This is a genomic window from Cyclobacterium salsum, assembly GCF_010119245.1.
Lineage (GTDB): Bacteria > Bacteroidota > Bacteroidia > Cytophagales > Cyclobacteriaceae > Cyclobacterium > Cyclobacterium salsum.
The window spans coordinates 37,107-49,733 of sequence record NZ_WNKG01000001.1 but is presented as its reverse complement, the minus strand read 5'-3'; the positions used below and the strand labels follow the sequence as shown (position 1 = coordinate 49,733).

Genomic DNA, 12,627 nt, shown 5'->3' with positions numbered 1-12,627 from the left:
TTATACCAGATATAAAAATGATGAAATTTATCTTTACAACCCTACTTCTTCTCATATTTATTTCAACTAATTTAATGGCCCAAGAAAGGCCGAATGTCCTGGTAATTTTGACAGACGACCAGGGGTATATGGATTTGGGTAGTTATGGAGCTACAGATCTCCGAACACCTCATATTGACCGTTTGGCCGAAACTGGAGTCAAATTCACCCAATTTTATGCCGCCGCACCCGTTTGTTCCCCGTCTCGTGCAGGTTTTTTAACCGGAAAATACAATTTCAACGCGGGCCTCTTTGGCAATGTGGCCCCTCCTCACCGCGATCCGGAGGGAAATTCAGGGCTACCTACTTCCGAAATAACCATGGCGGAATTATTTAAAGGCAATGGGTACCGCACCGGACTGATTGGTAAATGGCATTTGGGACATACTCCGGAAAAACTCCCGAATGGTCAGGGCTTTGATTATTTCTTTGGCCACCAAAGGGGGTGCATTGACAACTTCTCTCATTTTTTCTATTGGAGTGGACCCAATCTCCACGACTTGTATCAGAACGAACAAGAGATTTACCGGCCTGGAGAATTTTTTGGTGATTTAATGGTAGAGGAAGCCAAAGATTTCATGGATCAGGATTCGGATCAACCCTTCTTTATGTATTGGGCGATCAACATGCCCCACTATCCGTATCAGGGTGATCCCAAATGGCTGAAAGCGTACGCCGACCTGGACAGCCCCCGTAAGGAATACGCCGCCTTTGTTTCTACCATTGATGAGTTGGTGGGTGAAGTGTATGCCCACCTAAAAGCTATTGGGGAATTGGAAAACACCATTATCGTTTATCAGTCAGATCATGGTCACAGCGTAGAGGAACGAGCCTTCTTTGGAGGAGGCGACCCTGGGCCTTTTAGCGGTGCCAAATTCAGCATGCTGGAAGGAGGAATCCGGGTTCCGGCTATCATTCGCTATCCCCAAAAACTTCCTCAAAACGAACTCAGGCATCAGTGGGCAAATAGCATCGATTGGATGCCTACGCTGGCAGCCTTAGCCGATATTGACCTGCCGCCAAGCCACCAAATCGACGGTAAGAACCTGCTTCCGCTACTGTTAAACCCACAAGTCCCCAGTCCGCATCAGACGATGTATTGGGGAACCGGCCTTCCCGAAAATGAAAATCATCCCTGGGCAGTCCGTAAAGGTCCCTGGAAATTAATCGGTAATCCGAGCGACCCCACTGGAAAACTGCAATTCGGTGAAGGGGATAAACTCTACCTGGTAAACCTGGAAAGCGATTCCACAGAAGTTCGCAATTTAGCCCCACAACACCCGGAGAAAACCCAGGAATTGCATATGCTCTATAAAAACTGGGTCGAAGATTTTAAAAAGGACAAATAATTTGCCTTTGATTAAAAAAAAATAAAAATAAATTGTTTTCCGACCGGTCCGTTCATTTTAAAAGCAAACGTTTCCACGTTAAATATTTGACCAAATTTAGGTTTTAAATGGTTTAATTAGTCGAAGTTTTATAGTAAGTCTATTCACTAAGCTAAAAATAGAAAATCAGGGAAAAACTTAATGAATTTTTTACTCGCAGTACTCCAAAGAGGCTATTGTAGATATCATTTTTTATTTATTAAATTTCGCTCAAAGAGCACGAGAACTATTTTTAACAAACATTATTTCGATATTTTATTATGTGTGGTATTGTTGCTTACATTGGAAACCAGGAGGCGTATCCAATAATTTTGAAGGGCTTGCAAAGATTAGAGTATAGAGGGTATGACAGTGCCGGTGTCGCCCTGTTAGATCAGAAGCTAACTATTTACAAGAAAAAAGGTAAAGTGGCTGAACTGGAAGGGTCACTTATAGGCAAAAACCTTCATGCCAAATCAGGCATTGGCCATACCCGATGGGCAACCCATGGAGAACCTTCGGACCGTAATGCCCATCCCCACCGATCCCCCTCTGGAAAGCTGGCGATGGTTCACAATGGAATCATTGAAAATTATGCTCCGATCAAAAAGGAGTTGCAGAATAAGGGGTATGTTTTCGAAAGTGATACGGATACGGAAGTACTGCTTTATTTTATAGAAGATATTTACCAAAATGATGCTACCAGCCTGGAGGAAGCAGTGCGAATTGCGCTCAAGCGGATCATAGGAGCCTATGTAATTATCCTTCTCGATGAGGCCCATCCGGATACCCTGATAGCTGCCAGAAAGGGGAGTCCCCTGGTTATCGGAATTGGTAAAAACGAACATTTCTTAGCCTCCGATGCCTCTCCGATTATCGAATATACCAAAGAGGTCGTTTATATCAATGACTACGAGATGGCCATCGTCAAACCGGATGAATTAATTCTAAAAAACCCAGGGAATGAACGCATTACCCCCTTCATTACCAAATTGGATATGGAGTTGGCGGCAATAGAAAAAGGAGGGTACGAGCATTTCATGTTAAAGGAAATATTCGAGCAGCCCACCGCTGTATTTGATTGCCTTCGGGGGCGGTTGGATGCCAAGGCAGGGACCATCCGAATGGGGGGCATCGACAAGCATCTGGACCTGCTCAAAGAAGCCAAAAGAATTATACTGGTAGGTTGTGGGACTTCCTGGCACGCCGGACTTTTGGCAGAATACGTTTTTGAAGAACTCTGCAGGGTTCCTGTAGAAGTAGAATACGCATCGGAATTCAGATACCGGAATCCGGTTATTAATCCGGGAGATGTAATCATCGCCATTTCCCAAAGCGGGGAAACGGCAGATACGCTGGTTGCCTTGGAGAATGCAAAAAATCAGGGGGCCTTCATTTTCGGCGTCGTAAACGTGGTGGGCTCGAGCATCGCCAGGCTTTCTCAGGCGGGTGCCTATACCCACGCTGGTCCTGAAATTGGCGTGGCATCGACCAAAGCCTTTACGGCTCAACTTACCGTGTTGTACCTTATTGCCATTAAGCTAGGCTATGCCAAAGGATGCCTTTCCAGGGATCGGTACCTTCACCTAATCGGAGAATTGGCATTAATTCCAGATAAAATCAGTGAAGTACTGAAGTCCGCACCAGAAGTGGCCGCCCTCGCTGAAAAATACAAAGATGCCCGCGATTTTTTATTCCTGGGAAGGGGATATAACTTCCCAATCGCCCTGGAAGGAGCATTAAAGCTAAAAGAAATCAGCTACATCCATGCAGAAGGCTATCCTGCAGCGGAAATGAAACACGGACCCATAGCGCTGGTAGAGGATAACCTACCGGTGGTTTTTGTCGCCACAAAAGATGCCTACCACGACAAATTAATTAGCAATGCACAGGAAATTAAGGCAAGAAAAGGAAACGTATTAGCGATCATTTCTGAAAACGATACGGTTTTTCAAGATATTGCTGACGAAACCATCGCAGTTCCTGCCGCCGATGAAATGCTCGCGCCCCTTCTCAGCGTAGTCCCCTTGCAACTTTTGGCCTACTACACCGGTCTGGCAAAGGGCCTGGATGTGGACAAACCCAGAAATCTGGCAAAATCAGTGACGGTCGAATAAAAAACAGGATCATTCCATGAATAAAATTACGCGACATCCATTGTCCGATTTGGGATACCAATTCATTGAGAATCGGTTTTTACCTAAAGGCAAGGATGAATACTACCTGAGAAATAAGCAAAACCGAACCGAGACCACTTACCGGAAACTAAATGCCCGGGAAATTGAGCAATTGGTTCGAAACCAAAACCAATCCGATAACTGGAATAATATTCTGGTTTCCGATGCCTTCAACCCGGAATTGGTCAAAAACTGTAAATTTTTTGGCTTGGTCCGCATCGGTAAGCTGGAACCTTATTTCCTGGAATACCACAACCTACGCATGCCGGTAGGGATTTACAACAGCCACATCATTAGTTGCGATATCGGAGACAATGTGGTGATTGATAATGTCCACTACCTTTCTCACTACATTTTGGGCAATGAGGTGGTTTTGGTAAATATCAACGAAATGGCCACCACCAGCCACGCAAAATTTGGGAACGGCATTATCAAAGAAGGAGAACCCGAATCCCTGCGAATCTGGTTGGAAGTATGCAATGAAAACGGGGGCAGAAAGATCGCTCCCTTTAGCGGCATGCTGCCTGGGGATGCCTGGCTTTGGTCCCGCTTCCGGGCAGATGAGGCGCTTCAACAGCAGTTGTTGGCCTTTACACAAAAAGCATTTGATGACAAGAGAGGCTACTATGGAAAAGTAGGGGATCGCTGCATCATTAAAAACTCCCTCATATTAAAAGATGTCTGGATCGGTTCGGATGCCTATATAAAAGGAGCAAATAAGCTTAAAAACCTGAGCATTCACTCCCATCCGGAGGCCGTTACCCAAATCGGCGAAGGATGTGAACTGGTGAATGGGATCGTGAGTGAAGGCTGTACGGTTTTTTATGGCGTAAAAGCGGTGCGCTTTGTCATGGCCGCTCACTCGCAGCTAAAATATGGTGCCCGGTTGATCAACAGTTACCTGGGCTCGAACGCCACTATCTCTTGCTGTGAAGTCTTGAATTCCCTGATATTTCCGGCACACGAGCAACACCATAACAATTCTTTCCTTTGTGCCGCACTGGTGCAGGGACAAAGCAACATGGCGGCAGGTGCTACGGTAGGATCTAATCACAATTCCAGAGGTGCCGATGGAGAACTTGTCGCCGGCAGGGGGTTCTGGCCAGGCCTCTGTGTAAGCCTGAAGCACAATTCCCGGTTTGCCACCTTCAACCTTGTAACCAAAGGAGATTACCCGGCAGAGATGGATATCCCCCTCCCCTTTTCCCTGATCAGTAACGATGTTCACCGAAACGAATTGGTGGTTCGACCTGCCTATTGGTTTTACTACAACCTCTATGCACTGGCCAGAAATGCCTGGAAATACAGGGACAGGGACAAACGGACCACTAAAACACAAAAATTGGAATACGATTACCTGGGGCCGGATAGCATGCTGGAGGTTTTCCAGGGGCTGGCTATTTTGGAAGAACTATGTGGGGAAGCCTGGTATAAACAACAATCCTCCCAACCGCCCACAGGCAAAGACCTGCTTCGAAGCAAAGGCAGAGCACTGCTTTCTTCAAAAAAAGATGAAGTTGATAAACTAGACGTACTGGCCAATCAATGGGAAAACAGCAAGCGGAACGTTCGTTTGGTAAACGTCCGGAAGGCCTATCTGATGTATCAGAAACTGGTTCAATATTATCCCATCAAATGCCTGGTAGATAGCCTGCATTCGGACCAGGCGGTTGATTTTGAAAGTTTTACCCCTTATTTCCCCAAACAAAACCTCCCGTACGAATGGATTAACGTAGGCGGGCAATTAATCCCGGAAAAAGATTTAAACCGCCTGGTGGAAGAAATTAAGAAAGGCTCCCTCACAAGCTGGAAAAAAATTCACGACCGGTATCAAATTCTGGGAGAGCGCTATGAAAAAACGAAAACCATCCATGCTTTCTCTTTAGCCTTAGCCGCCTATGCAACGGATGGTCTCCAAATGGACGCAGCTATCTTAAAAGAAATGTTGGTAACCGCCAAATCCTTTCGCTCGTGGCTCTCCGAACAAACCTACCTTTCCCGAAAAAAGGACTACGAAAACCCATTTCGAAACATGGTTTACCAGGATCTTAGGGAAAGAGATGAGGTATTGGGATCGCTCGAAAAAAACAGCTTTATTTTAAAAGAAAAAGAGGATTGTGAAACCTTCCGGAAAAAAATAGATACCTGGATCGCCCTTCTTTAATTTGTCTGATTCATTCCTGTACTTCATCAAAACCTGTTAAAGCATCCAATTCATGAAACAAAAGCAATGGTAGCAAGCAACTCCCCTGCTATTTCTATCTCCGAGTGGTTTTTTATTTGAATAAATAGTGCTAAATTAAACTGTCTTGGTGATGGTAATGAATTGGAACTTAATATATGCCTGACAGATTTTCTTTTGCGACATTAATCTTCCTGGTAGGAACGGCAATGGTATGTTATCAGGCGAAAGCCCAGCCTTGCCCTGAAAAGCTTATGGCACCAGCGCCAGGCTCCAACTATCTGGAAATTATTTCCCCAACTTCCGGTCCTGTTACCATCCCCTTGCCAGATGTACAGGTATTTCCCGGAGGAGAAGAACGGATATACATTCTCCTTCCTGATGTATTGACCGAGCTTTCAACGCCCATTATCCGATGGAATGAATTGGTTCTGAAAAAACCGCTTCATTCGGATGAAAATTGGAAAGGCTCCCTGGATCGAGCGGCGTTTTACACGACCCAATGCCTACCGGATTTGGAGGAAAGCCATTTTTCCGAAGCCAGCTCGCAGGAAGGGTTTCTATATAAAATGGAAAGCAACAGGGTTACCGTGCAGGGAACCATCTCCTTTGAAGCAATAGATGGTAAGCAGGTGAAACTCCATTTCAATGTGAGCGATCGGGAAGTCCCCAGACCTAAGATAAACGACCTGGATGGAAAGGTCTATTCAAGGGGTAATTCGCTGACCATTTCATCCGGCGAAATCAGCTATTTTCCAACGGATAAACTTTTAACAGGTGCCGGATTTGCGGAGGGAAATAATCTAAACCAACGATTTGATTTTCAAATAAACGGATTTCAGGGAACACCTGGGGTTTTTGTTGCCAATGAGGGGCCTGATTATCTGGACAGCTATTTTGTTTACAAGATCGATGGAGATCCGGAAACTGAAATTTTTATAAAAAAATACGCAATAGACCCATCGGTTATGGATTCGCGTTCATTTTTTGAGCCTATTCCGTTTCGGATAGACTCCCAGGACCTGGAGCAGCTTCCCTTAGTGGCCGAACTACATAGTAACAGTCTGTTAATTGACCCAAAACCTGCCTCCATTAAAGTGCCTCTTGTCAATCAAGCATTTGAGGGCAATTCCCCGAATAGCCAACAAATCAGAAGCTTTGCCAATCCCTCCCTTCTAAACCCCGGTTCCTGGGAAAATGACTATACCGTCTTTTTCGAGAACCTACCGGTATGGAATCTTACCTGGATAGAAAAGGATTCAACGGACGGCCTCCAGACGATCCGCCTGCAGAATCGCATGCCGGAATCGGATACCGGTGCGCCGGCAATCGAACAGCGACTCAGTTACCAACAGGTGGAGAAAATGAATGAACGTTTTATGGAGATCTTCAAAACCTTTGATGATACTTCCGATACCACTCAATTGAAAGAATCGATTTTGAGTTTATTTGAAACCAATGAGCTGGCTACCGATGCAGGGATGAATGACCCCTTTGAAGAATTTTTGGTGACGACCATTTCTGCCTTTCGGGAAGCTGAAAAACACGCGCTTTACACCGGATCTGCTGCATCTGTTCCCACAATGGATGCAAATGCATTGGAACTGGCACCCGCTGTGCTACAGGTGAATAAGGAAACCGGATTACCTGTGTCCAGGTCATTCACGTTTAAGGAAACGAATATTCAAATTGCCTATGGGGAGGACAGTATTTCGCTGACGGCTGTCAATGAAAGCCAAGGTCAACAATCCATCAAACTCCCCAATGCAGGTTTACTGGACATTTATCAATTTTTTGGAGCCATTAGCCAGCTACCGCTTACCGAGACTTCACAGGTCAATCTGGGCTTTTTTGATTTGACGCCGGTCGAAAAGCGCAGCGTAGAAGATCCTAATAAACAGCGACTCCTCCTGCTTCCCAAATACATACATGTCAATGTGAAAGTGCTCGAAAAGTTAACCTATCAGGGCACCGGAGCGATTAAGTTAGGAGTTCATTTTAACGGCCTTCGTAATCCTTTATTCCCTGAAAGCTACGAACCGAATTATAGTGGCACCTATTACGTAAGCCAGTCTTTTCCGCACCGACTTATCAAAGCTACTTTTAATCAAGGATTGACCCTCCAATAATGGTATCCAATATGAACACTCCACTATTAAAATGCAATGCGCTACTCTCTTTGTCTCCAGCCTGTTGGATAGCACTGGCCGCAGGAATGTTGCTTTCCTGCCAGGAAAACGCTGTTAAACCTTCAGAAAGCGATGTATCCCAGGCGATGGAAAACGGCTACCTGGCCCATGAAGGATACACCCGGAGTCTGAAGTTTACAAGGGATTGGCTGGAGTATGCGGATCCGGAAACCGGTTTAATTCCCAGAAATCTGAATGAGAGCAAAGATATCTGGAATGCAAAAGATGCCGCAGCGGACAATTACCCCTTTATGGTCCTGACCGCTTCCCTACTGGATAGCGACCTTTATGAAGGAAAGCTGGCAAGCATCCTGGAAACGGAACAAAAGTTAACCAATCGTATAGACCGCTTACCCGACACCTACTCTTTTTCCAAAGCTGGTTTTGAGAAGGAGGTACCGGATAAAGAGGAGATTATTTTTGGTGCATCGGAATACATTAAAGATGGATTACTCCCGCTGACGGAATACATCGGACAAACCCCTTGGTCTGATCGCATGACAGCACTTATCGACGATATTTGGAAGAATGCCGCTAATGATACTCCCTATGGAGTCCTTCCTTCACTGAATGTAGAGGTTAATGGAGAATTACTACAGGCGCTTTCCAGGGTATACTGGATGACTGGGGATGAAAAATACCTGGACTGGGCCATTCGACTGGGAGACTATTACTTATTAGGTGACCATCATCCCACAGATGATTTCGAACTACTCCGGCTTCGGGATCACGGTTGTGAAATTGTCTCCGGGCTTTGTGAACTTTATGTGGCGACCGCCTTTGCCAGGACGGAAAAAAAAGAAGCGTATCAACCGGCCATCTATCGGATGATGGACCGAATCCTGGAAGTGGGGACCAATGAACACGGGCTGTTTTACAATCAAATAAATCCTCAAAACGGAGAAATACTCGATGAGGGAATTGCCGATACCTGGGGGTATACGTATAATGCCTATTACAGCTTGTTTTTACTGGATGGTCACGAACCCTACCAGCAGGCTGTGCTAAAAGCCCTAGAAAACCTGAACCATTATGAGTACTACGATTGGGAAAGAGGAAGTTCCGACGGCTATGCAGATGCCATTGAAAGTGCTTTAAATCTTTATAACCGGGAACCGCTACCGGAAACCGAAGACTGGATCGACAGCCAGATTCAACACATGTGGTCCCTGCAGGATTCTGCTCATCGTAGTGGAACGGAGGCCTACCGGGGCAATGGCATCATCGAGGGTTGGCATGGAGATGGTAATTTTGCCAGAACCACCCTGATGTACTGCCTTTGGAAAGCACAAGGGGTAACGGCCTATCCCTGGAATGAGAATTTGTACCTGGGTGCTGTTCCGGACGAAAATGGGATTTTGGTTTCCCTTTTGAGCGAAGAACCCTGGAAAGGCACGATCAAATTTGACCGGGTCCGGCACCAACACATTTTTAACCTTCCCTTGGATTATCCCCGAATCAATCAGTTTCCGGAATGGTTTGTGGTTTCACCGGAGAAAAAGTACCGGCTGAGCTTCCCTTCCGGAGATGCCTCGGGAAATTACAGGGGTGAAGAATTGATAGCAGGTATCGAAATCGATTTGGAAAAAGATCAGCAAATAGAGATCCTCATTCAGCCCATTGAGGAATAGAACGCATCCCTCTTCCTTAAAAACATCAATAAGGATGGGGCACCCGGGTCTTGCAAACCGGGTGAATCAATGGCCAAAATTTGCTGTGCAGCCTCCGTCACCGGTAGGTTTGGAAAGAAATGGTCACGAAGGTAATGGGTCAATTTGAGCACCAAAAACCCGTCAAACCATTGCCAGAATTTTTTCAAAAAAGAAGCTTTTGTGGTGGATTCACGCTTTAATTGCTGCACCCTCTCCTGGAATTCAACTATTTCCAACATCTCCTTCAAGGACACTGGCAATTGCCATTGGTGGGGTTCCTGCTCACAAATTAGGGGTATTTGGGTAAATAATTGCTTTAAACAGGCATAACTGTCGGGATGATAGCTTTCTTTAACTTGTGAATCGCCTCCCAGAAAGTCCAATTGCGCCCGGCCAGTACCGAAAGGTACCCGGTTTGAAGCCCTGGAGGAAGGAAAAACCGTCGCATCCAGGTAGGAAAATTTCACTACGGGTAATAGTTTGTGCATAAAGTAAAAGTCCTCTCCGGCCTTACGACTATTCATCCCGCCAGAACGCGCGTAGGCCGCAGCCCTGACAGCCATGCAGGAACCAACAGTATGGATGGCAAAGGGATAGCCTGCCCATTTTAACCCCTGAATGTAACACCTTAGATGGAGTTCGTATTGGATGATTCCTGATGCCAGTGCCGGTTTGGATTCGTTTTCATGCCGGTGTTCAAACCTAAAATGCCCCAGGTCCAGGGAGGGGTCCTGAAAAGCCTTTTCGGCAGCAGCCAGGTATTGCTCAGAAACCTCACAGTCTGCGTCCAAACAGAGAATGGGACCATTTTTTCCCAATAGGCCCCAGCGGCGCAAGCCCTCATCCATGCCGATTTTCCGTGCCAAACCGGCTCCCGCCTTCTTTTTTGGAAGCGCTTCCTCCCGAATTAACTTTAATTGAATGAAGTGTTCCGGATGCTGTATCTTCCACTCCTGAATCTGCCGGATGCATTCCTGATTAATCTGCAATACAGCCTCTGAAGCGTCGGAAGGTGCATTTACGACACAAATCACCTCTACCGATCCTGAGGTAAAACGACATTTCCCCAGTGAATTCAGGGTGATGTCGATGTTGGGTTCCTTATAGGCGGGAATAACCACCACCAAAGAGAGGTCAGCAGGCGGAAACTCCTTGAAGTAGGACTCTCTTACCTGAAACCGTTTGGTATACGTAGAAATAATGGCTTGCATAGTGGATACAACCTGCGGGTGTTTTATTTCGGAAAAGTACAAAAAATACCGACACGGGCGAACCGTTTGTACTTTCCGGATTTAAAATTGAAAAAGATCCCTTACTTTTGCTTTTCACGTAAACGGAATTGCTGGAATTAGAAAAATGAACCTGAAATGAAATATTCCATTGAGCTTAAAGTTCCTTCCTCTGATGCCTGGCTGGCTGTCGTTATGGCTGATTTTAATTCCTTTTTACAAGATCACGCGGATTGCGAGCGAAAGGCGTCTGCGATGGCTACTTCCTTAATAGCCAAATATCCGGATCGGGTAAAAATCATTCCTGACATGATTGAAACGGCCATTGAAGAGTTGGAGCATTTTCAGCAGGTATTCGAGATTATGCAACAAAAAGGCGTTCCGCTGAATAAAGAAATGAAGGAGGATCCGTATATTAAGCAATTGACCCCCCTTACCCATGGTGGAACAGCCGAAAGCAGGTTTTTGTCCCGAATGCTCTTGGGATCGATTGTGGAATGCCGGGGATGCGAACGGTTCCGTATGGTTTCTGAGGCACAAAGCGATGAAGAATTGAAAAAATTCTATAAAATACTTTGGACCTCAGAGGCAAAACACGGAAACATTTTTGTAGAACTGGCACTGCAGTACTTTGACGAGAAAACGGTCTACGACCGCTTGCACGAAATGATGGCCTTCGAGGGCGAAGTCATAAAGCGTCTGCCCATTGCGCCTGCGTTACACTAAGCCCGGGAGATCCTCTAAGAGGACTCGTCATTTTTCGATTCCGCTGCTTTCTTAGCCTTCTTATCTTCGAGTCTTTGCTGGATGATATCTACCGGGTATTTTAGGGTGAGCTCCCGGATTTCATACGAAAACTCACTGTAAAGTTCTTTCCAGATTTCAATTTCCTCCTCGGTGTAGGAATAAAACCCACGACCATTTGTAACGCCCTTACCTCCGGCATCCACGATATCATTAATAACCCTTCCCGGTGATGGGTCGTTATTCAGGGTTGGAAACAGGTCTTTCATCACCTCCCGGTAGGAAGCGATCCCGGTGAAATCCATCCAACGAAACACACCCATCATAGGCAAAAAATACCCTGCTACGTTTCTGCAAGCACGGTCTACGTCTTCCACCGAAGCATAGTCCTGATCAACCAAATGCATGGCCTCCCGGTACATCGCATACATCAGCCGATTGGCAATAAATCCCGGTAGGTCTTTTTTGACAAGTACCGTTTCCTTTTGCCAAAGTTCACCTAAATCGTACAGAAATTGGGCTTTCTCCAAATCGCTGTCCTTCCCACAAATCACTTCCAGAAACCGGGTGGTATAGGCTGGCTCCATCCAGTGCAAGCCGAAAAAGCGTTCCGGGTGACTCACAAATTGCTGTAAATCCGTAATGGGAATGGCGGAGGTATTGGTGGTAATCAAGGTCTCTTTGGAAACAATCCCATCCAGCGTTTGAAATACCTCTCCTTTCAGTTGCTTGTCTTCCTTAATGGATTCAATAACCAGTTGCGTTGGCTTTAAGTCCTTCAATTCAGCGGATGCAGCGAATTTTTTCAGGTAGTCTTCGGCCTTGCCCCGGATCAGTCCTTTTTCTACCGCCAGTTTAAAATGGTCTCTTACCCTTTGTTTGCCTGCTTCCAGTGCATCCGGCATCAATTCCACTCCAATCACCGGATGACCGGCCATTAACATACAAGCAGCTATACTACTCCCCATCAGCCCCAGGCCAATGATGCCCACAGGGTAGTCCCGGGGATCAAAATTTGGTGTCATGCGTTTACTTTTAATCGTATTTT

At 45.9% G+C, this 12,627-nt stretch carries 8 protein-coding genes; 6 read left to right on the top strand and 2 right to left on the bottom strand.

Going from position 1 to position 12,627, the window contains the following annotated elements; genetic code table 11:
- Positions 1-17 precede the first annotated feature (17 nt).
- From GJS45_RS00155 to GJS45_RS00135, 5 genes are all read left to right on the top strand, one after another.
- On the top strand, positions 18-1,388 hold the full coding sequence (locus GJS45_RS00155; protein ID WP_162339433.1) for a sulfatase family protein: 1,371 nt from the start codon (positions 18-20) through the stop codon (positions 1,386-1,388).
- 299 nt (positions 1,389-1,687) lie between these two features.
- A complete protein-coding gene (gene glmS / locus GJS45_RS00150; RefSeq protein WP_162339432.1) occupies positions 1,688-3,523 on the top strand; it encodes a glutamine--fructose-6-phosphate transaminase (isomerizing) in 1,836 nt (611 codons plus the stop codon).
- 16 nt (positions 3,524-3,539) lie between these two features.
- Positions 3,540-5,747 carry a DUF4954 family protein gene (locus GJS45_RS00145; protein ID WP_162339431.1) on the top strand — a complete coding sequence of 736 codons (2,208 nt, stop codon included), beginning with the start codon at positions 3,540-3,542 and terminating at the stop codon, positions 5,745-5,747.
- Positions 5,748-6,019: 272 nt separating this feature from the next.
- A complete protein-coding gene (locus GJS45_RS00140) occupies positions 6,020-7,894 on the top strand; it encodes a hypothetical protein (protein WP_235954515.1) in 1,875 nt (624 codons plus the stop codon).
- A gap of 11 nt (positions 7,895-7,905) precedes the next feature.
- The gene (locus GJS45_RS00135; protein WP_235954514.1) at positions 7,906-9,585 is read left to right on the top strand and encodes a glycoside hydrolase family 88 protein; all 1,680 of its coding nucleotides are present in this window, start codon (positions 7,906-7,908) and stop codon (positions 9,583-9,585) included.
- On the opposite strand, the gene GJS45_RS00130 is transcribed toward GJS45_RS00135, so the two are convergent.
- Positions 9,567-10,817, bottom strand: a complete 1,251-nt coding sequence (locus GJS45_RS00130; protein WP_162339429.1) for a glycosyltransferase — start codon at positions 10,815-10,817, stop codon at positions 9,567-9,569. The genes GJS45_RS00135 and GJS45_RS00130 overlap by 19 nt on opposite strands.
- 156 nt (positions 10,818-10,973) lie before the next feature.
- Between GJS45_RS00130 and miaE the strand changes: the two genes are divergently transcribed.
- Positions 10,974-11,561 carry a tRNA-(ms[2]io[6]A)-hydroxylase gene (gene miaE / locus GJS45_RS00125; protein ID WP_162339428.1) on the top strand — a complete coding sequence of 196 codons (588 nt, stop codon included), beginning with the start codon at positions 10,974-10,976 and terminating at the stop codon, positions 11,559-11,561.
- A gap of 14 nt (positions 11,562-11,575) precedes the next feature.
- Here miaE and GJS45_RS00120 read toward each other — a convergent pair whose 3' ends face one another.
- Positions 11,576-12,604, bottom strand: a complete 1,029-nt coding sequence (locus GJS45_RS00120) for a 3-hydroxyacyl-CoA dehydrogenase family protein (protein ID WP_162339427.1) — start codon at positions 12,602-12,604, stop codon at positions 11,576-11,578.
- Positions 12,605-12,627 lie beyond the last annotated feature (23 nt).